The following is a 21,786-nucleotide window of genomic DNA, read 5'->3' as shown; positions in this document are numbered from 1 at the left end:
GCGGAAGTAAAAGTCAGGTCCGAGAATGGGCCTTCAATCAGCCACGTCGGAGGAGTTGACTTTTGCTGGAGTGGAGTTCCTGGAACCATCTTTTCCATCTGTAAATAAATCCCTATCAAATTCCCAGCTCTTTATCCAGCCGGCCTTCAAAGAAAATTGCCAACTGGGAAATTGTCAGTGACCAATTTTGAATCGGCATTGTCCATTTTTTACTGGCGTTCTGGATCCCCATGTAAAGCAGCTTTAACAGGCTGTCCTGGTTCGGGAATGATCCCTTTGTTTTGGTCAGTTTTCGAAACTGTCGATGCACAGCCTCAATGGTATTTGTGGTGTATATTATCCGTCGAATCTCTTCTGGATATTTAAAGAAATGACTGAGGCGTTCCCAGTTGTTCCGCCAGGATTTTATCACAATCGGGTATTTGTCATTCCATTTATTTTCCAAGATATCCAGTTCTTCTTCGGCCAGATCCTTATTGACCGCTTTATAAACACGTTTTAGATCTGCCATAAATTCCTTTTTATTTTTGGAACCAACGTATTTCAATGAATTTCGGATCTGGTGGACTACGCAGAGTTGAACTTCTGTGTCCGGGAATATGGTCTCAATGGCCTCGGGAAAACCTTTTAGACCATCAACACAGGCAATCAGGATATCTTTTACCCCTCGGTTTGAAAGGTCTGTTAACACCTGCAGCCAGAAGTTCGCACCCTCATTCTCGGATATGTACAGCCCAAGAACCTCTTTGCGGCCCTCGATATTCACCCCAAGAATTGTGTAAACGGCTTTGCTGGCGACCTTTCCGTTTTCTCGTACTTTATAATGTATGGCATCAAGCCATATGATTGGGTACACATTTTCCAACGGCCTGGCCTGCCATTCTTTGACGGTATGGATGATTTTATCGGTAATGGTGCTCAGAGTGGCATTTGAAATCTCAAGTCCATAGATTTCCTGTAAATGGGAAGCCATATCATTATAACTCATGCCCAGGCCGTAAAGGGCTATTATCTTTCTTTCAATTTCATCGCTGAGCGTTGTCTGATGTTTTTTGACGATCTGTGGAGAGAAGGTTCCGTTCCGATCACGCGGGGTTTTTAGCTCAAATTTACCATCCAGGGACTTAATGGTCTTTCTGCTTTTTCCATTACGGCGGTTGGCAGAAATTTCCTGTCCGAGATGGGACTCCAACTCTCCTTCAAGAGCAGCTTCCGCAAGATTTTTGATTAATGATGTAAGGACGCCGCCCTTACCTGTGAAGGGTTTACCTTCCTGAATACCTTTAAGAGCTTTTTGAAAATCAAATTCGGTGTTGTCTTCGGTCATGTCAGTTCTCCTTATTTAGCTGAGTATATCAGCTTTGATTCAACTGACACAGAATTTTGAACGCCCTCGGGCTTTATTATAAATTTAGGATAAAGTTATGGTATTTGAGCTATAACACCCTGTAAATGGTGTCACCTGGTGTCACAAAAGTGTCACATCAGGCCAGGGAATACCCCCAAAATCCCTCTGTGACAATATAAGTGAGACACTTACCCCTTGATAAATTAGTGTAGGGCGGGTAAGGCAATACTTATATGAAACCGATAAAAATGAACCCACTACCAGAGTCCGAAAAACAGGCAGCCCCCAAGGAGGCACCAATGGAAGGAGCCCATAGGGCGACTGGAATTGGTGCCTCCTTGGGGGGACAGGATTCAATCCCTGATCCTGAAGTTCCTGAGAAAAAGCCCCGGCGTAATTTCACTGCTTCTTATAAACTGCGTATTCTCCAAGAGGTTGAAAACTGCAATGAATCCGGAGGAATAGGTAGGATACTTCGAAGAGAGGGCCTCTATTCTTCAAATTTAGCCGATTGGCGCAAAGCCCGGAATAAAGGACTTCTCAACGCCATGGCACCTCGAAAGCGAGGGAGGAAATCCAAAGAGAAGAACCCATTGGCAACAGAGGTCGCCAGACTTCAAAAAGAAAAATCTAAATTAGAGCATAAGTTAAAACAGGCGGAACTCATCATTGAAGCCCAAAAAAAAATTTCTCAGATCCTGGGAATCCAACAAAATCTGGACGACCTTAAAGGAGACGACTGATGAATGCCGCCCTAACGTTAAGTCACGATCTTGGGAAAAAGCCTTCATGTGAGGCTTTCGGTGTCCCTCGCTCATCTTTTTATAGGTTTTATTCTCCGAAAAAACAGGTGAAATCAAAGCGGGGCAGCTCTCCTCTTTCTTTGAATCCTGATGAACAACAAACGGTTTTGGATATTCTTCACTCGGACACGTATCGAGACCAGGCCCCATACCAGGTTTATGCCTCTCTTCTTGATAAAGGAAAATACTATTGCTCCATCAGAACGATGTATCGGCTTCTTCACAAAGAACATGGTTCTGTGCCGGAACGAAGACGGCAGGTAAATCGCCCGAAATATAAAAAACCTGAATTGCTGGCAACCGGACCGAATCAGGTCTGGTCCTGGGATATTACCAAGTTGAAAAGTGTCACAAAATGGACTTATTTCTATCTGTATGTAATCATGGATATTGTCAGCAGGTATGTTGTCGGCTGGATGGTCGCCCATAGGGAACAAACAGCATTGGCCAAAAGGCTTATTGAGAAGTCCTGTGAAAACCAAAATATATTACCCGGTCAGCTTGGACTTCATGCAGATCGGGGAGCCAGTATGAAATCCAAAGGGGTTGCCCAACTTCTTGTCGATTTAGGGGTAACCAAAACCCACAGCAGACCGCACGTCAGCAATGATAATCCTTACTCTGAAGCTCAGTTTAAAACATTGAAATATTGTCCAAAATTTCCAAATCATTTTGGTTCGATCGAGGATACAAGAGCCTTCTGCCAGGATTTCTTTGGATACTACAATAAAGAGTATTACCATTCTGGTATTGGCCTGGTAACCCCGGAACAGTTTCATTATGGCATTGCTAAAGAGATTTATGGGTCTTGCTGTAGAACTTTGAAAGAGGCGTTTATTAAAAACCCAATACGCTTTAAGGGGAAAATCCCTCGGCCACCAGCTTTACCAGAAGCAGCCTGGATCAACAAACCGGAACAGGAAGAGAAGGATAAGATTGGAGCCTAATTTTAGGCATAAAGTGTCTCATTGTCATTGACACATTCCGATGATCGTTTTGAGAGACTTGCTGTGACCAAGAATAAACGCTGAAGAATGCCTTGAATAAGGATTTTGAGATGGTACCCCCGGCAAGAATCGAACTTGCGCACATGGATTAGGAATCCAATGCTCTATCCACTGAGCTACGGGGGCGAAACCGGGTCGGTATTTGCATGAACCAAGGCAGTTGTTAACTGTGGTTTAGCAAATACGACCATGTTTTATACACGACCGGGTCTGATAAGGCAAGTCAAAAACGCCTGGTTTCAAACAAGACCTGATCCTGTCACTATTCAACAATGAGCTTTTGTCCTGGGTAAATTTTGCTTCTCTTGTTCAGATGGTTTAAGGCCAGGAGTCTGTTCAATGTCATCTTGTGCTTTTTTGCAATGAGAAAGGGACTGTCTCCTGATTTAACCCGATAGGTTCCAGCGCCTTTGCCGGAATTTATTTTGGCCTTCCCCGAAGAGATGGTCAAGGTCTGGCCAATATGAAGGGTGGTGCCTGACAGCTGGTTTTGCACCATGATCTGTTTGGTTGTGGTTGAAAACTTTTTGGCAATGAGCCACAGGTTGTCCCCCCGTCTCACCTTATATTTTACAGATTGGCCCGCAGGAATACGGGTCTTGGATGAGCTGGCCGCAGAATAACTGCCCCCGGGGTAGTTCCGGGTCGGTATTTTCAATACCTTGCCGGCAATGATGCGGTGGTTTTTATAGATCTTGTTGCATCTTGAAATGGTTTTTACAGAGGTTCTGTATTTTTTGGCTATACCGGAAAGGGTATCGCCCCGTCTGACCCTGTGGTAAACATACATGGGCGGAGGGGTATAGGTGGTTTTGATTTTATCCAGCCGTGCCAGAAACAGATCTGCCTGTTCCGCCGGGATTTTAATGGAATAGGTTTCAGGTGGCAGAAGCGCATGTCTCAGTTCCGGGTTGAGGGCAACAAGCTGCTTGGTGCTCACATGGATTTCTTTGGCAATGTCTTTGAGCCGGACCTGCTTTTTGATATCAAATTTTTTATAAGCAATTGGGACCTGGGGAGATTTTATGGTGATATTATACTTTTCCAGGTTGTTTACAATGTGGACCGTGGCAAGGAATCTTGGCACGTACTTGGCGGTCTCTCTGGGCAGGCTCTGGTAAAGGTCCCAAAAGTTGTCCAGATAATTTATTTTTTGGCGGCGGATGGTTTTCAGGACACGGAATTCTCCGCAATTGTATGCAGCCAGGGCTGTGGTCCAGTCTCCAAAGAGATTGTGCAGCTCTTTTAAGTAGGCAATGGCGGCCTGGGTGGCTTTTTCAGGATCCATGCGTTCATCTATATAATAGTTTCGGCTCAGACCGAACTTATGGCCGGTTGAGGGGATGAACTGCCAAAGCCCAAGGGCACGCGCCGAAGAAAGCGCCCTGATTTTAAATCCGCTTTCAATAAGGGGAAGCCAGGAAATTTCTTCGGGAAGGCCTGCCTTTTTGAGTTCCTGAACAATATAGGGCCTGTAAAGTGAAGAGCGCTCCAGGGACTGGATTAAAAATTTGCGTTCCGGACCTGTGAGGCGTTTGATTTCGTTTTGTACATGACGATTCATGGTCACGGGAATGGCTTCATGCCGACCGGTGACAACAATCTGGCGGGAGGCGTAAATTTCCAGGATTCGTTTGGATATCAGGTAGCGGATGTCTTCTTTTTGCTGGCTGAGTTCCGGCAGGGCATGGTGGTCGATTTCCAGGATCAAAAAATAAGCGGAGTCCAGGCTGGAAAGGGCTTCTTCAAGGTTGCCTTCCTCCCAGTAATTCTGGGCCATATTGCAAAGCTCAAGGGCTTGGTCAATCCGTTTTTGTTTTGTATCTTTGGCCGGGGTATCGACATCATTATTGCCTGTTTCGCAGGCAGGGGCTGTTTGATTTGCTGAATTCTGGTTCCCTGCCTCTATTCCGGCAAGATCTGTTTTGGGTTGTGCCGTTTTAAGTTGATGGGAGAGTGCGGGCGCTGAATTGTCCGTTAGGGGTTTGCTGGCTGACATTTGCGTTTGCTGACAACCGGTGGTGAACAGGATGACGAAGACGAGTGTGCCCAATCTGCTGATTTTCATTCTCCTCCTTAAGGGGACGCTATGTTTGCATTTTGGCATTAGATATTCGAAAATTAATAAAATGTCAATGAAAAACACGTGAAACCATTGTTTTTTGAGGGGTTAAGGCAATATCAAGGCCCGTTGCCAGTCCCATAACAAAAGAGCTGTGTTAAAAAAAAGAAGAAAATGAATTTAACTTGTATTTTATCAAGAAGTGATATAGTTACAATAGGTTGTAGAGTGCAAAGACTCCCCGGGAATTGGACGGATTTTACCGTTTGGATCAAAAATCGATTAAAAAGGTTTAAAAATGAGTATATCAAAGCAAAATAGATTTTTTGATAGTGAGAAAGCCCCTGTTTTGCTGAGCTTGCGTTTATTGACTGCAGAATGTGGTTGATAAACTAAAAAGCCTCTGATATTATCTCTCGGTCTTTTTGACGCAGCAAAAGTGCTGTGTCAGGATGGGCCGATATAGCTCAGTTGGTAGAGCATCTCACTTGTAATGAGAATGTCCTCCGTTCGATTCGGGGTATCGGCTCCAGAAGAAATGCTTAGGTGGGGTTCCCGAGTGGTCAAAGGGATCAGACTGTAAATCTGACGGCTCAGCCTTCGGAGGTTCAAATCCTCCCCCCACCACCAAAAGTATTGTGTAGGAGATCTGTTTTAGTGTGATCGTTACTACATAGTCGGTTTGGTTGATTGACTATATTTAGTTTCATCATAAGCGGGAGTAGCTCAGTTGGTAGAGCTTCAGCCTTCCAAGCTGAATGTCGCGAGTTCGAGCCTCGTCTCCCGCTCCACACGCCAGATGTCCTTAGGTAGAAGAGTTTAATTTGAATTGCCATGTAGGCCCATGTAGCTCAGCCGGTAGAGCGCTTCCTTGGTAAGGAAGGGGTTCACCAGTTCGATTCTGGTCATGGGCTCCATATTTCAACGGCAGGAGGAATTAAAATGGCTAAGGAAAAATTCGAGCGGACAAAGCCCCATGTAAACATCGGGACAATTGGTCATATTGATCATGGCAAAACGACGCTTACGGCAGCGATTACAAAGCTTGCCGGGTTAAAAGGTGATGCCGAGTTTGTTCCCCTTTGATGAGATTGATAAAGCGCCTGAAGAACGCGAGCGCGGTATCACCATTGCCACTGCCCATGTTGAATATGAAACCGATAATCGTCATTATGCCCATGTGGACTGTCCTGGGCATGCTGACTACATTGAGAATATGATAACGGGTGCGGCCCAGATGGATGGAGCTGTTCTGGTGGTTAGTGCAGATGACGGCCCCCATGCCCCAGACCCGGGAGCATATTCTTCTTGCTCGTCAGGTTGGTGTGTCTAAGATTGTGGTGTTTCTGAATAAATGTGATATGGTTGATGATGAAGAATAAATGTGATATGGTTGATGATGAAGAGTTGATCGAGCTGGTCGAGATGGAGCTTCAGGAGTTGTTGGATGCCTATGAGTTCCCGGGTGACGAGACACCGATTATAAGAGGGTCTGCTTTAAAGGCGCTTGAAACCGATGATCTTGAGTCGGATGCGGCCAAGCCGATTTTTGAACTTTTGGAAACCCTTGATTCTTACGTGCCTGAACCTGAGCGGGATACGGATAAACCTTTTCTGATGCCCATTGAGGATGTGTTCAGTATTTCCGGTCGTGGTACGGTTGTTACGGGCAGGATAGAGCGGGGCATTGTCCGGACCAGTGATGAAGTTGAGCTTGTAGGGATTCGAGAGACTGCAAAAACGGTTTGCACTGGCGTGGAAATGTTTCGGAAGTTGCTGGGTGAAGGTCAGGCCGGAGATAATGTAGGGCTGCTTCTCAGGGGGGCCAAACGTGATCAGGTTGAACGCGGGCAGGTGGTTGCCAAGCCCGGGTCGATTACGCCCCATTCAAGGTTTAAAGCTGAGATGTATGCGTTGAGTAAAGAAGAGGGCGGGCGCCATGCTTCGTTTTTTAGTGGGTATCGGCCTCAGTTCTTTTTCCGTACTACAGATGTGACAGGTGTGTTGAGTTTGGACGCCGGTGTTGAGATGATCATGCCGGGTGATAATGCAACCATTAATGTTGAGTTGATTTCTCCCATTGCAATGGAAAAAGAACTTAGGTTTGCTATCCGTGAGGGTGGGCGTACTGTTGGTGCCGGTGTTGTCGGCGAAATTATAGAATAAATGTCAAGGGGTTTATAGTGGATAGAGTACTTATTGCTCTGGCCTGCACAGGCTGCAAGAGAAGAAATTATACAACGACCAAGAATAAGCGGAAAACTCCGGACAAAATAGAGTTTAAGAAATACTGCAAATTCTGTAATCAGCATCTTGTTCATAAAGAGACTAAAATAAAATAGTTTACCATGCAGGTCAGTAGCTCTAATTGGTAGAGCACCAGACTCCAAATCTGGGGGTTGGGGGTTCGACTCCCTCCTGACCTGCCATTTTTTAAGGCCTTGATTTTTTTTAAAATAAAGTTGAAGGCTTCCTAATCGGGTGGAATATGTCAAAAATACAAAAGAAAAAACCTTTGAGTGAAAAGAAGAAGAGAAAGGTTGGGCCCGAAGATGGGGCGCCGAATGCAGTTTCAACTGCAAAGCAGGCAGCTCCAAAGGTAGCACCGAGGTCTAAAGTAGAAAAAGCAGGTGCGGAACCGGTTAGTGATAATATATTTACCCGGGCTGCCGCGTTTGTTCGAGAAGTAAAAATTGAGCTGGAAAAAGTAACCTGGCCGACGCGCAAACAAACCACCGGGACAACCATTGTGGTTATCCTCTTTGTATTTGTTGTTGCTGCCTTTTTAGGACTGTTCGATTTCAGTCTTTCAAGGCTTGTTCAGGTTGTCCTTACATAGATTAAGGGAAATAGTATGTCTCTAAAATGGTACGTCGTTCATGTGTACTCAGGCCACGAGCAAAAGGTGAAAACCGCTCTGGAGGAAAAGATCCAGGGATCTAAGCATCCGGAAAAATTTGGTGATATCCTGATCCCCACAGAGAATGTTGTTGAGTTGGTCGGGGGAAAGAAAAAGGAATCATCCAGAAAGTTTTATCCGGGTTATATCCTTGTGCGCATGTATCTTGATAACGAGACATGGCATATTGTCAGTTCCACGGCAAAGGTCACCGGTTTTCTGGGGGGCAAGAATAAACCCGCCCCGATTACGGATAAAGAGGCCCAGAGTATCATTGATAAGATGGAACAGGGCAAGGATAAACCTCAGCCTAAATACTTTTTTGAGCCTGGAGACGATGTCCGGGTAATTGACGGTCCTTTTTCCAATTTTAACGGAACCATTGAAGAGGTTTCTCCGGATAAGGAAAAGGTAAAAGTGCTGGTCAGTATATTTGGGCGAGCGACCCCGGTTGAGTTAAATTTTATACAGGTAACCAAAATTTAATTTGGTTATGAATAGCGAGTTTCAGGAGTGTTAAAATGGCAAAAAAAGTAATGACACAAATAAAGCTTCAGGTTGAAGCGGGAAAGGCAAATCCATCTCCTCCCATTGGCCCTGCACTGGGCCAGCACGGCGTTAATATTATGGATTTTTGCAAGGCTTTTAATGCCAAGACCGCCAATGATGCCGGATCTATTATTCCCGTTGTCATCACCGTGTATCAGGACCGGTCCTTTAGCTTTATTACAAAAACACCTCCCGCATCCAGGCTCTTGCTGGCTGCGGCAAAGCTTGCCAAAGGGTCTGGTGAACCCAACAGGGATAAAGTGGGAAAGGTGACCCGTGATCAGGTTGTGGCCATCGCGGAAACCAAAAAAGAAGATTTGAATGCCTCAAATATTGACGCCGCCGTAAAGATCATCGAAGGCACAGCTAGAAGTATGGGGATAGAAGTAGTTTAACTTTAAGTATAAGAGTGATGAAAAATGCCTAAGCGGAGTAAAAAACATATCGAAGCACTGAAAAAGGTCGACAATACACTTCAGTATGGTCCAAAAGATGCCTTGGAACTTGCCGTATCTTCCAGCTATGTCAAATTTGATGAAACGGTTGATGTGGCGGTTAGACTGGGTGTTGACCCGCGGCATGCAGATCAGATGGTCCGAGGGACTGTTGTGCTTCCAAATGGATTGGGTAAAGAGGTTAAGGTTCTCGTATTTGCCAAGGGTGAAAAAGAACAGGAAGCCCTTGATGCAGGTGCTGATTTTATTGCAACCGATGAGATTGTTGAAAAGATTAAAGAAGGCTGGTTTGGTTTTGACAAAGCCGTGGCCACCCCTGATATGATGGGGACCGTCGGAAAGCTGGGCAGGGTTTTAGGTCCCAGAGGTCTGATGCCCAATGCCAAGACCGGTACCGTTACCTTTGAGCTTGACAAAGCCATCAATGAACTCAAAGCCGGTAAGATTGATTTCAGGGTTGAAAAAGCAGGCATAGTCCATGTGCCCATTGGAAAAATTTCCTTTGGTCCGGAAAAGCTCCTTGAAAACATCACAGCTTTTTTTGATAAAATTTTGGCCCTTAAGCCGGCATCAAGCAAAGGCACGTACCTGAGAACTATTTGTGTTTCTTCAACAATGGGTCCCGGAATCAAGGTCGATCCTCTGTTGATCAAATAATAGTACCAACCAAACCTGTCACAGACAGTAGGTGCATGATTTCATGCATAATCGGAATTGCCGGCCTGCCGAGACAGAAGACTTAAAAAATTTTTGTTTTGGTTTCGTTGGCACCTTCGACGTTAATATTTTATGGAAGGAGGTGTAAGTAAATTGCTGAACATATCCCAGAAAAAAGAGCTGGTCGAAAGACTTGTAAAACAGCTTGGAACTGCGGAGATCACTGTATTGGTCGATTATAAAGGATTGACTGTATTGCAGGTTACCGAACTTCGCGCCAAGCTCAGGGACGCAGGCGTTCAGATGGAGGTTGTAAAGAACACGCTCATGAGGCTGGCCTCAAAGGGGACTGACTCTGAAGTGCTCACCGATCTGTATACGGGTCCTAATGCGATTATCATTTCCCAGGACGATCCTGTAGCCCCTGCAAAAATTCTTGTAGAGTTTGCAAAAGACAATGGTAAACTTGAGATCAAAGGCGCAGCACTTGCCGGAAAACTGCTGAATGAAGAAGAGATCAAGCAGCTTGCAAAGATGCCGTCAAAAGAAGACTTGCTTGCCCAACTGGTATACACTCTCAACGCCGTTCCAACGAATTTGGTCAACGTGCTTTCAGGTGTTCCCAGGGCTTTTGTCAATGTGCTTAATGCGGTCAAAGACCAAAAAGACGCAGCTTAAGAAACAAAACCAAACAAAAAATTTAAATTACGATATTTATCGTGTCGATTTAGGAGATTAAAATGGCTGATATCACAAAAGATGATGTTATTGAATTCATTGCTAGCATGAGTGTTCTGGAGCTTTCAGAACTGGTTAAAGAACTTGAAGATAAATTTGGCGTTTCCGCTGCAGCTCCCGTTGCCATGATGGGCGGCGCAATGCCTGCAGGCGGTGATGCAGGCGCTGCTGCTGAAGAGCAGACCGAGTTTGACGTTATCCTTGAAACCATTGGTGACAAAAAGATCAATGTTATTAAAGAAGTCAGGGCAATTACAGGCCTGGGCCTGAAAGAAGCCAAAGCCTTGGTTGAAGAAGCGCCCAAAGCAGTGAAAGAAGGAATTGCTAAAGACGAAGCTGAGAAAGTTAAAGAACAGCTTGAGGGTGCAGGCGCTCAAGTATCTGTAAAATAGTTTAGCATAGCTGATAAGCACAAAACTTTTGTGCATAAACTATACGCGGGGACGAGGCAATAGTGCCTTGTCTCCGCTTTTACGGTTGGAAAAACTCACACTGGGAGATATCATGACCGGAAGTCTTTTGACGAATAAGCGTATTAGAAAAGAGTTTGGTAGTAAAAGAAAAATTATAGACATCCCGGATCTTATCGGGATGCAGCGCAATTCTTTTGAGAGTTTCCTCCAAAGAGACATTCCTCCCCAAGATAGAGAGGAAAAGGGACTCCATTCTGTGTTTAAATCGGTGTTTCCGATCAAGGATTTCACCGATACTTCTTCTTTGGAATATGTCTCTTATTCCTTTGGGGAAACCAAACACTCGATGAAAGAGTGTATCAGTCGCGGGATGACCTACGACATCCCTGTTAATATCCGGGTCAGACTTGTTGTCTATGACCATGATAAGGAAACAGGCCTGTCCACCATCCGGGACATCAAGGAACAAGAAATTTATTTTGGTACCATCCCTTTGATGACCCCCAGGGGAACCTTTATCATCAACGGGACGGAACGTGCTGTCGTCAGCCAGCTTCACAGGTCCTCCGGTGTCTTTTTTGACCATGATAAGGGCAAAAATTATTCCACAGGTAAGATTATTTACAATGCCAGGATTATTCCGGTCCGGGGATCCTGGATCGATATGGAAATCGATGCCAAGGACATTGTAAATATCCGTATTGACAGACGTCGAAAATTTCCAGTGTCAATTCTTTTCAAATCCTTTGGTTATACCAGTGAAGATATCTTAGATTTCTTTTATACCAAGGAAAAACTTGTCCGTAAAAACGGGTCTTTTTTCAAGGAATTCATTCCTGAGAATCTGGTCCGGCAACGGGCCAGCTTTGATATCAAATCTCCCAAGAGCGGTGAGGTGGTTGTCAAGGCGGGTCGGATTTTTACCAAAAGAGCTCTCAAGCAGCTCAAAGATGAATCCCTTGATTTTATTCCTGTTTCCGATGAAGATATTTTAGACAAGGCCTTTGCCAGGAATCATTATGACAAGGACGGTGCTGAATTTGTTTTCAAGGCAGGGGAAATCATCACCGAAGAGACATTTGAACGGCTTGAAGAGGTCGGGCTTGACGAATTTTACATTCTTTATGTGGAAGCCAGAAGCTCTGACTCCATGCGCAAAACCCTGGTTTCCGACAAGATTGAAACCAAGGAAGAGGCCTTGATGGATATTTACAGGCGGCTTCGTCCCGGAAATCCCGCCACCATCGAGGTAGCCCAGGATTTTATTGACCATCTTTTTTTCCGTCAGGCATATTACGACCTGTCCAAGGTCGGCCGTCTCAAGATGAATCACAGGCTTGGGGTGAATACCAAAATTGACGTAAAAACCCTGAGAAAAGAAGATGTGCTGCTCACGACCTCTACTCTGATTGAACTCAAAGACACCCAGGGTCAGGTGGATGATATTGACCATCTTGGCAACAGGCGTGTCCGTGCCGTTGGCGAGCTGTTGGAAAACCATTACCGTATCGGCCTGGTCCGGATGGAACGGGCCATCAAGGAAAAGATGAGTATGCAGGAAGTGGATGCCATGATGCCCCACGATCTTATCAATCCGAAACCGGTATCTGCTGTGGTCAGAGAATTTTTTGGTACCTCTCAGCTGTCACAGTTCATGGACCAGACCAACCCGCTGTCGGAAACCACTCATAAACGGCGGCTGTCCGCATTGGGCCCAGGGGGTCTTACCCGTGAAAGAGCCGGTTTTGAGGTTCGCGATGTCCATCCCTCCCATTATGGGCGAATTTGTCCCATTGAAACCCCTGAAGGTCCCAACATTGGGCTGATCGTTTCCCTGTGCACCTATGCCCGGGTCAACGATTTCGGGTTTATTGAGACGCCTTTCCGTCTGGTTGAAGATGGGAATGCCAGCAAGGAAATCAAACACTTGAGCGCCTTTGAAGAAAAGGAGCATCCCATTGCCCAGGCAAGTGCGCCCTTGGACGCAGAGGGGAATTATATCAATCCCACGGTTTCTGCACGGGTTGAAGGCGAGTTTGAGATGGTCTCTCCCAAGGATGTCAAATTCATGGATGTCTCACCCAATCAGCTGGTATCCGTATCTGCATCTTTGATTCCCTTTCTTGAAAACGATGATGCCAACAGGGCGCTGATGGGATCCAACATGCAGCGTCAGGCCGTGCCTTTGATCCAGAGTGAAGCCCCGCTTGTGGGAACGGGTATGGAGCCTGTTGTTGCCAGGGATTCCGGGGTTACCATTGTTGCCGAATGCGACGGCGTGGTTGTGGATGTGGATTCCAAACGTATTGTGGTTAAAAATGAAGATCCTGAAGGCGGCAGTTTTGAAAAGGCCGTATCCATTTATAGCTGCACAAAATTTGTTCGCTCCAATCAAAATACCTGCTTTAATCACAGGCCTATTGTTGAACGGGGTGAATCTGTCAAAAAAGGTCAGGTTATTGCCGACGGTCCCTCCACTGAACTTGGCGAGCTTGCCTTGGGTAAAAATGTTACCGTGGCGTTCATGCCCTGGGACGGGTACAACTATGAGGATTCCATCCTGGTCAGCGAGCGCCTGGTAAAAGACGGGGTCTACACCTCTGTCCATGTGGAGGAATTTGAAGTTCTGGCCAGGGATACCAAACTTGGCAAGGAAGAGATCACCCGGGATATTCCCAATGTGGGTGAAGAAGCCTTGAAGAATTTGGATGAAAGCGGGATTATCCGTTTGGGCGCAGAAGTTCAGTCCGGAGATATTCTTGTGGGTAAGATTACACCCAAGGGTGAAACCCAGCTTTCTCCTGAAGAAAAACTGCTCAGGGCCATATTTGGTGAAAAAGCAGGCGATGTTAAAGATACCTCCCTTTGCGTCCCCCCGGGTGTTAAAGGCAAGGTCATTGATGCCAAGGTGTTTTCAAGGCGGGGCTTGTCCAAGGATGACAGGACAAGACTTATAGAAGATGAAGAAATCGAGCGCCTGGAAAAAGACAGGGATGACGAGATAAAGATCATTACCCTGGTGGGCCGGGAAAAAATTGAAGCCCTTCTCAGCGGTGCAACTCTTTTGACCGATCTTGAACGGAACGGTAAAGTCCTGGTCAAATCGGGGGAAGTGGTCGAACAGGGCCTTTTTGAGAAAGTTCCCGTCTCTGTCCTGGTCAACGTGGCAGTTGAAGATGCCGTTCTTACCGAACGGGCCCAGATGGTTCTTGAACTGGCCCAAAACCAGATCAAGAAGGCAAGGGAGCATTTCAACCGCCAGGTTTCACGGTTTGAAAAAGGGGATGATCTGCCTCCCGGCGTCCTCAAGCTGATTAAAATTTCAGTGGCCATGGAGCGGGTGTTGTCTGTGGGGGATAAAATGGCAGGCCGCCATGGAAATAAAGGTGTTGTTTCAAGAATTTTAAGGGTCGAAGATCTGCCCTATTTTGCAGATGGCCGTCCTGTGGACATGGTGCTGAATCCCCTGGGGGTTCCATCCCGTATGAATGTCGGTCAGATCCTTGAAATTCATCTGGGTCATGCGGCATTTTCTTTGGGCCAGCAGATTGACGAACTGCTTGAAGAAAAGAAACTTGAACAGCTTCGGGAAAAGGTGAAAACTATTTTTGCCCTGACCCAGAAGCAGAAAGATGGTGAGGCTGAAGATGTGATCACCCAGGATATCGATCAGATGTCCGATGAGAAGTTGGTGAAATTCGCATCTTTATACCGGCGAGGTGTTCATACGGCCACACCTGTGTTTGACGGGGCCACGGAAGAAGAGATCAAGGATCTGATCCAGATGTCTGGATCAGATCCTTCGGGTCAGTCCGTACTTTATGACGGGCGTACCGGAGAACGGTTTGACAAGGCTGTTACCGTGGGAACCATGTATATGCTTAAACTTCATCATCTGGTTGACGATAAACTTCATGCCCGGTCCATTGGACCCTATTCTCTGGTGACCCAGCAGCCCCTTGGCGGCAAGGCCCAGTTTGGGGGTCAGCGGCTCGGGGAGATGGAGGTCTGGGCCATGGAAGCCTATGGGGCCGCCCATGCCCTACAGGAGTTTCTCACGGTAAAATCCGATGATATGACAGGGCGTACCCGGATGTATGAAAAAATTGTAAAAGGCCAGAACGTTCTCGAACCCGGCATGCCGGAATCCTTCAGGGTTCTGACAAAAGAGCTGAATGCATTGGGTTTGGATATGAATCTTATAGAAGGAAGCAAATAAGGAGAAGACATTGGACAATATTTATGATTTCTTCGCAAAACCCAAAGATCCTAAGATTTACCAGGGCGTTCAGATCAGCCTGGCATCTTCAGACCAGATCCGGGAATGGTCCCACGGTGAAATAAAAAAACCCGAGACCATTAACTATAGAACCTTTAAACCGGAACGTGACGGTCTGTTCTGCGCCAAGGTGTTTGGTCCGACCAAGGATTATGAGTGCAATTGCGGTAAATATAAGCGCATGAAGCACCGAGGCGTGGTTTGTGAAAAATGCGGAGTAGAGGTAATCCAGTCCAAGGTAAGGCGGGAAAGAATGGCTCATATAGAGCTTGCTTCTCCGGTTTCCCATATCTGGTTTCTCAAAAGTCTGCCCTCTAAAATCGGGAATGTGCTGGACCTGACCTTGAAAAATCTTGAAAAGGTCCTTTATTTTGATTCCTATCTGGTTATTGATCCCAAGGAGACCGGGCTGAAGAAAATGCAGCTTTTGTCCGACGATCAATACTATGAAGCCCTTGAAGCCTTTGGAGAGCATTTTGAGGCGGGGATCGGTGCTGAGGCCATTTTAAAATTATTGGAGGAAATTGATCTCCAGGCCACCCATGACGAACTCAAAGAAGAGATCGGCATGACCAAATCCGTGGCCAAACAGCAGAAGATGGCCAAGCGGCTCAAGGTAATCGATGCTTTTCTCAATTCAGGAATTGAGCCGGCCAGGATGATTCTGACCGCCTGTCCCATTCTGCCACCGGATTTGCGTCCTCTGGTCCCCTTGGAGGGCGGACGGTTTGCCACCTCAGATCTCAACGATCTCTATCGGAGGGTTTTAAACCGGAACAACCGTCTTAAAAGACTGGTGGATCTGAATGCCCCCGATATTATTGTCAGAAATGAAAAGCGGATGCTTCAGGAAGCCGTAGACGTTCTTTTTGACAACGGCCGCCATGGCCGTGTGGTTACCGGAACCAATAAACGTCCTCTCAAATCCTTATCTGACACCCTCAAGGGTAAACAGGGACGGTTTCGTCAGAACCTCTTGGGTAAACGTGTGGACTATTCCGGACGTACCGTTATTACGGTGGGATCTGAGCTCAGGCTCCATCAATGCGGTATTCCTAAGAAAATGGCTCTGGAGTTGTTCAAACCCTTTATTTATAACTATTTGGAGCAGAAAGGGCTGGTTTCAACGGTCAAAAGCGCCAAAAAGATGGTTGAACGGGAAGAAACCGAGGTATGGGATGCATTGGAGGCTGTTGTTAAAGAATATCCAGTGATGCTCAACAGGGCGCCAACCCTTCATCGTCTTGGATTCCAGGCTTTTGAACCGGTACTCATCGAGGGCAAGGCCATCCAGCTTCACCCCCTTGTATGTCCGGCATTCAATGCTGACTTTGACGGTGACCAGATGGCGGTTCATGTGCCTCTTTCTCTGGAGTCTCAGCTTGAAGCCCGGATTATGATGCTGTCCACCAATAATATCCTTTCTCCGGCCAATGGGCAGCCAATTATTGTGCCTACCCAGGATATTGTTCTGGGAATTTATTACATGACACGGGCGGTATCAGGACAAAAGGGTGAGGGCATTACCTTTTCAAGCCTAGAAGAGGTGAGGTTCGCCTTTAACTCTGGTGAACTCAGTCTCCATGCCAAGATACGTGTCCGGATAGATGACGAGATTTATGAGACCACAACCGGCCGGATTCTGCTTTGGGAGACCATACCCGGGGATATTCTTCTGGATATGAGCCGTATCAGAACCGAAACCCAGGAAGAGTGCGAAGCTGCACTTGAAGCCCTTAAAGACGGCCAGGATTTTGATAAGGTGCTTGATAAGTATGCGGATGATGAAATTAAAACCACCAGAGGTAAAACAGGGATTTTGACTCGTAAAGAGTTTAAAAATATTTTCCAGGTCTCTGATGTGGTTGTGGAACAGCTTTACGGCCTGAAAAAAGATCAGTTTACCGAGGTGAGAATGGTGGGTGAAAAATTTACCATTTTTAGGGTGGATGAACGCAATTCAACCCTGCCCTTTAACCTGGTCAATAAACTCATGGACAAGAGTTCCATTGTCAAGCTCATTGACTATGCATATCGAAATATCGGTCTTAAAGAGACAGTTATTCTTTCTGACCGGCTCAAAGATATTGGGTATAAGTATTCCACCTTGGGCGGACTGTCTATTTGTGTGGATGACATGATTATTCCGGACAATAAATGGGATATGATTGCCAAGGCCGAAGAGAGTATTGAAGATATTAAAAATCAATATTCCGAAGGGCTGATCACCCAGGGTGAAAAGTACAATAAGGTGGTTGATATCTGGGCCCAGGCCACAGATGATATTGCCAATGCCATGATGGAAGTCATGAAAAATCCGCCCAGAAAACCCGGGGATGACGACAAAGAACAGCTGAATGCGGTTTATGTGATGGCGGATTCCGGGGCCCGTGGGTCCAAGGATCAGATGCGCCAGTTGGCGGGTATGCGTGGGTTGATGGCCAAGCCTTCCGGCGAGATCATTGAAAACCCGATCACGGCCTGCTTCAGGGAAGGTCTTTCAGTCCTTCAGTATTTTATTTCCACCCATGGTGCCCGTAAGGGTCTTGCAGATACTGCACTTAAAACAGCCAACTCCGGGTATCTTACCCGTCGTCTGGCCGATGTCGGGCAGGACTGCACCATTGTGGAAGTTGATTGCGGTACCATTAACGGTATTGAGGTCGAGGCCCTTTATGAAGGCGGTGAGATCATCCAGACCCTTGGGGAAAGGATCCTCGGGAGGGTCACCCAGGAAGAAATCCGTGATCCCTACTCGGATGAGCATATCGTCAGTGTAGATACGGAATTGACCGAATCCCACGTGGCCAAAATTGAGGCCGCCGGTGTTCAAAAGGTCAAGATCAGATCGGTTTTGACCTGTAATTCAAAACACGGGGTCTGTTCCCGATGCTACGGCAGGGATCTTGCCCACGGGGTCACCGTTGAAATTGGCCAGGCCATCGGTATTGTTGCGGCTCAGTCAATCGGCGAGCCTGGTACCCAGCTGACCATGCGTACCTTCCATATTGGGGGTACGGCCTCACGAAAGGTTGAGGTTGCTGAAATCAAGGCAAGGGTCGGGGGGATTCTCCGGTACAACGAAGATATCCAGACCGTTGTTTCGGCTGAAGGCGATGTCATCGTTATGAACCGTAAGGGTGGCGGAATCACCATTGTGGGTGAAGAAGGACGGGAGCGTGCCAAGGAAACGGTTATTTATGGTGCGACCCTGCATGTTAAAGATGGGAAGACCATTGAACCGGGTGATATCATCGCGTCCTGGGATCCTTTTACCACGCCGATTATAACCGAGGTTTCCGGCCGGATTCGGTTTGCCGATATTTTGGTAGGCAACACGGTTCAGGAGCAGATTGACCCGGTAACCGGCAAGGTTTCAAGGACCATTATTGAGGGTAAAGATACCGAGGTCCGGCCTCGGATTACGGTAAAAGATAAAGACGGAAAATCCGTTAAACTGCCCAATTCCAATACACCGGCCCGGTATTATCTGCCTGTGAATGCCATCCTTACCGTAGAAGAGGATGACTCCATTATGGCAGGGGATGTTATTGCCAAGCTGCCGAGAGCAACCACTAAAACCAAGGATATCACCGGTGGTCTGCCGCGGGTAGCTGAATTGTTCGAGGTCAGAAAACCCAAAGATCCTTCTGTGCTTACCGAGATTAACGGATATGTCACGGTTTCCAAAGGGACAAAGGGACGTCAGAGGGTAGCGGTAACGCCGGCCGATGTCGGGGAGAAGAAAGAATACTCCATCCCGAAAGGTCAGCACGTCTCCGTATATGACGGGGATTATGTCAAGGCTGGAGATCCCCTTATTGCAGGCTCTGCCAACCCCCAGGATATTATGAATATCAAGGGTGAGGTTGCCCTGGCCAAGTACCTGGTGGATGAAGTCCAGGAGGTTTATAGGCTCCAGGGGGTTCGGATCAATGACAAGCACATTGAGGTGGTTATCCGGCAGATGATGCGCCGGGTCAAAGTGATTTCTACCGGAGATACCAATTTTATTCCGGATGAGCAGGTGGATCGGATTCTTTTTGAAGAGACCAACCGTGAGGTGGCCATGAACGGCGGAGAACCTGCCAAGGGTGAACCCCTGATCTTGGGAATTACCAAAGCATCCTTGTCCACGGATTCCTTTTTGTCTGCCGCATCTTTCCAGGAGACAACCAAGGTGCTGACTTTGGCGGCCATTGAAGGTAAGTATGACAGCCTAAAAGGCTTAAAAGAAAATGTGGTAATGGGCCGTCTCATTCCTGCAGGCACAGGGTTTGCGGGGTATAAAGATATCGAAGTCGAGTATGGTGAAGTGGCTGAGGTTTAGTTAAAAATTAATTTTTGCTTGACAACTTAAACAAGTGAAAGTAAGATTAAATATTTTGTCGTGTATGATGACGTATTATATTTGATAAGGAGCGTTGGGAGAGTTATGCCGACCATTAATCAATTGGTTCGAAAAGGTAGAAAGAAAGCAGAAAAAAAGGTGAATACACCTGCTTTGAAGGGTGGTCCCCAGAAGCGCGGTGTGTGTACCAGAGTATACACATCTACCCCTAAAAAACCGAACTCCGCCTTGAGAAAGGTTGCCAGGGTTCGTTTGACAACCGGCATGGAAGTTGCCGCGTATATTCCGGGTATGGGTCATAATCTTCAGGAGCATTCTGTTGTTCTGGTAAGGGGCGGCAGGGTAAAGGATCTTCCCGGTGTGCGCTACCATATTGTCAGGGGTGCGCTTGATACATTGGGTGTTGATGATAGACGTCAGGGCCGTTCTAAATACGGTGCCAAGCGTCCGAAATAATGCTGGGTTGACAAGATAAAAATAGAAAATAATTTTGGTGGACATGACAAATGGCAGAAAAATTAGTTATTAAAGAAAATTTCATGCAGGATGCCACGCAGGAAGAAAAACTTGCAGCCAAGTTTGTGAACTGTGTTATGAAGGACGGCAAGAAAAATGCTGCCCGTAAAGTGGTAACCGCTGCATTGACAATGGCCGAGGAAAAGGTCGGTGAACCTGCTCTTGGTGTATTCAAGAAAGCAATCGACAATATCAGGCCTTCTGTTGAGGTAAAATCCAGGAGAATCGGCGGGTCAACCTATCAAGTGCCCACTGATATTAAGCCCAGCAGGCAGACTGCGCTGGCTTTTAGGTGGCTGATTACCTTTAGCCGGAACCGGTCTGAAAAAGGATATGCCAACAAACTGGCTGCTGAGGTGCTTGACGCCTACAACCAGAGAGGTGGCGCAATGAAGAAAAAAGAAGATACGCACAAGATGGCCGAAGCCAACAAGGCTTTTGCCCATTTTCGGTGGTAAATAGTTTAAAATATCTTTGAAAACATTCCACAGGAGGAATACAGAAGATGGCTAAGGAGAAATTTGAGCGGACTAAGCCGCACGTGAACATAGGTACAATCGGTCATATTGACCATGGTAAGACCACTCTGACTGCAGCAATCACTAAGCTTGCCGGCATGAAAGGTAACGGAGAGTATGTTCCCTTTGATGAGATTGATAAGGCACCTGAGGAAAGAGAACGCGGTATTACTATTGCTACTGCCCATGTTGAGTATGAAACAGAAAATCGTCATTATGCCCACGTTGACTGCCCGGGCCATGCGGATTATATCAAGAACATGATTACCGGTGCAGCCCAGATGGACGGCGCGGTTCTGGTTGTTAGTGCAGATGATGGTCCCATGCCCCAGACTCGTGAGCATATTCTGCTTGCCCGTCAGGTGGGTGTGCCTAAAATCGTTGTTTTCCTGAACAAATGTGACATGGTTGATGACGAAGAGTTGATCGAGCTCGTTGAAATGGAGCTTCAGGAATTGCTTGATACCTATGAATTTCCTGGTGATGAGACTCCCATTATTCGTGGTTCTGCTCTTAAGGCCCTTGAGGCAGAAGACCTTGACTCTGATGCAGCCAAGCCTATTTTTGAGCTTCTTGACGTGCTTGATGACTATGTGCCCGAGCCTGAAAGAGATACGGATAAACCCTTTCTTATGCCCATTGAAGATGTGTTTTCAATCTCCGGGCGTGGAACGGTTGTGACAGGTCGTATTGAACGTGGTATTGTCAAAACCGGTGAAGAGGTTGAAATCGTTGGTATCAGAGAGACAGCTAAAACCGTATGTACCGGTGTTGAGATGTTTAGAAAACTTCTTGATGAAGGTCAGGCCGGTGATAATGTTGGTCTGCTGCTTCGCGGTACTAAAAGAGACCAGGTTGAACGCGGCCAGGTCGTTTGTAAACCCGGTACTATCAATCCCCATACCAAATTTAAAGCTGAGATGTACGCCTTGAGTAAAGAAGAAGGTGGTCGTCATACACCGTTCTTTACAGGTTACAGACCTCAGTTTTTCTTCAGAACTACAGATATCACTGGTGTCCTGACTTTGGATGAGGGTGTTGAAATGATCATGCCTGGCGATAATGCCACAATTAATGTTGAGCTGATCAACCCCATTGCCATGGAAAAAGAACTCCGTTTTGCTATTCGTGAAGGCGGTCGTACCGTAGGCGCCGGCGTTGTCGGTGAAATCGTTGAATAAGAAAGAACAT

General features: G+C 46.6%; 16 protein-coding genes, 6 tRNA genes and 1 pseudogene. 20 read left to right on the top strand and 3 right to left on the bottom strand.

The window, feature by feature from the left end:
* Positions 1–115: 115 nt before the first annotated feature.
* A complete protein-coding gene (locus HUN05_20450) occupies positions 116–1,327 on the bottom strand; it encodes an IS256 family transposase (protein WDP87202.1) in 1,212 nt (403 codons plus the stop codon).
* A 254-nt stretch (positions 1,328–1,581) separates the two neighbouring features.
* On the opposite strand from HUN05_20450, the gene HUN05_20445 reads away from it, so the two are divergent.
* A complete protein-coding gene (locus HUN05_20445) occupies positions 1,582–2,091 on the top strand; it encodes a hypothetical protein (protein ID WDP87201.1) in 510 nt (169 codons plus the stop codon).
* Positions 2,088–3,098, top strand: coding sequence for an IS3 family transposase (locus tag HUN05_20440; GenBank protein WDP88165.1), 1,011 nt, complete (start codon positions 2,088–2,090; stop codon positions 3,096–3,098). The genes HUN05_20445 and HUN05_20440 overlap by 4 nt, the downstream gene beginning before the upstream one ends.
* Before the next feature lie 111 nt (positions 3,099–3,209).
* Here HUN05_20440 and HUN05_20435 read toward each other — a convergent pair.
* Positions 3,210–3,284: transfer RNA gene (locus HUN05_20435), tRNA-Arg, on the bottom strand.
* 136 nt (positions 3,285–3,420) lie between these two features.
* Entirely contained in the window at positions 3,421–5,226 is a 1,806-nt protein-coding gene (locus tag HUN05_20430; GenBank protein ID WDP87200.1) for a LysM peptidoglycan-binding domain-containing protein, read from the bottom strand.
* 450 nt (positions 5,227–5,676) lie between these two features.
* On the opposite strand from HUN05_20430, the gene HUN05_20425 reads away from it, so the two are divergent.
* The 18 genes and pseudogenes from HUN05_20425 to tuf all read left to right on the top strand — a co-directional run bounded on the left by HUN05_20425 (position 5,677) and on the right by tuf (position 21,776).
* Positions 5,677–5,752, top strand: a tRNA-Thr gene (locus HUN05_20425).
* A gap of 13 nt (positions 5,753–5,765) precedes the next feature.
* Positions 5,766–5,850, top strand: a tRNA-Tyr gene (locus HUN05_20420).
* Positions 5,851–5,935: 85 nt separating this feature from the next.
* Positions 5,936–6,011, top strand: a tRNA-Gly gene (locus HUN05_20415).
* A gap of 49 nt (positions 6,012–6,060) precedes the next feature.
* Positions 6,061–6,137: transfer RNA gene (locus tag HUN05_20410), tRNA-Thr, on the top strand.
* A gap of 25 nt (positions 6,138–6,162) precedes the next feature.
* A pseudogene (locus tag HUN05_20405) lies at positions 6,163–7,386 on the top strand (elongation factor Tu).
* A gap of 17 nt (positions 7,387–7,403) precedes the next feature.
* Positions 7,404–7,562, top strand: a complete 159-nt coding sequence (rpmG, locus tag HUN05_20400; GenBank protein ID WDP87199.1) for a 50S ribosomal protein L33 — start codon at positions 7,404–7,406, stop codon at positions 7,560–7,562.
* Between the two features lie 10 nt (positions 7,563–7,572).
* Positions 7,573–7,649 (top strand) — tRNA-Trp (locus HUN05_20395).
* A gap of 59 nt (positions 7,650–7,708) precedes the next feature.
* On the top strand, positions 7,709–8,059 hold the full coding sequence (gene secE / locus HUN05_20390) for a preprotein translocase subunit SecE (protein WDP87198.1): 351 nt from the start codon (positions 7,709–7,711) through the stop codon (positions 8,057–8,059).
* 15 nt (positions 8,060–8,074) lie between these two features.
* A complete protein-coding gene (gene nusG, locus HUN05_20385; GenBank protein WDP87197.1) occupies positions 8,075–8,605 on the top strand; it encodes a transcription termination/antitermination protein NusG in 531 nt (176 codons plus the stop codon).
* Between the two features lie 35 nt (positions 8,606–8,640).
* A complete protein-coding gene (gene rplK, locus HUN05_20380) occupies positions 8,641–9,063 on the top strand; it encodes a 50S ribosomal protein L11 (GenBank protein ID WDP87196.1) in 423 nt (140 codons plus the stop codon).
* Positions 9,064–9,087: 24 nt separating this feature from the next.
* On the top strand, positions 9,088–9,780 hold the full coding sequence (locus HUN05_20375; protein ID WDP87195.1) for a 50S ribosomal protein L1: 693 nt from the start codon (positions 9,088–9,090) through the stop codon (positions 9,778–9,780).
* Positions 9,781–9,933: 153 nt separating this feature from the next.
* Entirely contained in the window at positions 9,934–10,458 is a 525-nt protein-coding gene (rplJ, locus tag HUN05_20370; protein ID WDP87194.1) for a 50S ribosomal protein L10, read from the top strand.
* 71 nt (positions 10,459–10,529) lie between these two features.
* Entirely contained in the window at positions 10,530–10,910 is a 381-nt protein-coding gene (rplL, locus tag HUN05_20365) for a 50S ribosomal protein L7/L12 (protein WDP88164.1), read from the top strand.
* Between the two features lie 112 nt (positions 10,911–11,022).
* Positions 11,023–15,150, top strand: a complete 4,128-nt coding sequence (rpoB, locus tag HUN05_20360) for a DNA-directed RNA polymerase subunit beta (protein WDP87193.1) — start codon at positions 11,023–11,025, stop codon at positions 15,148–15,150.
* A gap of 10 nt (positions 15,151–15,160) precedes the next feature.
* Positions 15,161–19,540, top strand: coding sequence for a DNA-directed RNA polymerase subunit beta' (gene rpoC, locus HUN05_20355; GenBank protein WDP87192.1), 4,380 nt, complete (start codon positions 15,161–15,163; stop codon positions 19,538–19,540).
* A 105-nt stretch (positions 19,541–19,645) separates the two neighbouring features.
* Positions 19,646–20,017 carry a 30S ribosomal protein S12 gene (locus HUN05_20350; protein WDP87191.1) on the top strand — a complete coding sequence of 124 codons (372 nt, stop codon included), beginning with the start codon at positions 19,646–19,648 and terminating at the stop codon, positions 20,015–20,017.
* A 50-nt stretch (positions 20,018–20,067) separates the two neighbouring features.
* Positions 20,068–20,535, top strand: coding sequence for a 30S ribosomal protein S7 (gene rpsG / locus HUN05_20345; protein WDP87190.1), 468 nt, complete (start codon positions 20,068–20,070; stop codon positions 20,533–20,535).
* Positions 20,536–20,582: 47 nt separating this feature from the next.
* Positions 20,583–21,776: an elongation factor Tu gene (gene tuf / locus HUN05_20340; GenBank protein ID WDP87189.1), complete on the top strand. Its 1,194-nt coding sequence runs from the start codon at positions 20,583–20,585 to the stop codon at positions 21,774–21,776.
* Positions 21,777–21,786 lie beyond the last annotated feature (10 nt).

It is taken from the genome of Desulfobacter sp. (genome assembly GCA_028768545.1).
Taxonomy (GTDB): Bacteria; Desulfobacterota; Desulfobacteria; order Desulfobacterales; family Desulfobacteraceae; genus Desulfobacter.
This window is presented reverse-complemented; position numbering and strand designations above follow the sequence as displayed.

Bases quoted from the DNA above. Each gene is read 5' to 3' on its own strand.
- tuf (WDP87189.1), top strand. From the start codon at position 20,583: ATGGCTAAGGAGAAATTTGAGCGGACTAAGCCGCACGTGAACATAGGT.
- HUN05_20450 (WDP87202.1), bottom strand. From the start codon at position 1,327: ATGACCGAAGACAACACCGAATTTGATTTTCAAAAAGCTCTTAAAGGT.
- nusG (WDP87197.1), top strand. From the start codon at position 8,075: ATGTCTCTAAAATGGTACGTCGTTCATGTGTACTCAGGCCACGAGCAA.
- HUN05_20350 (WDP87191.1), top strand. From the start codon at position 19,646: ATGCCGACCATTAATCAATTGGTTCGAAAAGGTAGAAAGAAAGCAGAA.
- HUN05_20445 (WDP87201.1), top strand. From the start codon at position 1,582: ATGAAACCGATAAAAATGAACCCACTACCAGAGTCCGAAAAACAGGCA.
- HUN05_20430 (WDP87200.1), bottom strand. From the start codon at position 5,226: ATGAAAATCAGCAGATTGGGCACACTCGTCTTCGTCATCCTGTTCACC.
- rpsG (WDP87190.1), top strand. From the start codon at position 20,068: ATGGCAGAAAAATTAGTTATTAAAGAAAATTTCATGCAGGATGCCACG.
- HUN05_20375 (WDP87195.1), top strand. From the start codon at position 9,088: ATGCCTAAGCGGAGTAAAAAACATATCGAAGCACTGAAAAAGGTCGAC.
- rpoB (WDP87193.1), top strand. From the start codon at position 11,023: ATGACCGGAAGTCTTTTGACGAATAAGCGTATTAGAAAAGAGTTTGGT.
- rplK (WDP87196.1), top strand. From the start codon at position 8,641: ATGGCAAAAAAAGTAATGACACAAATAAAGCTTCAGGTTGAAGCGGGA.
- secE (WDP87198.1), top strand. From the start codon at position 7,709: ATGTCAAAAATACAAAAGAAAAAACCTTTGAGTGAAAAGAAGAAGAGA.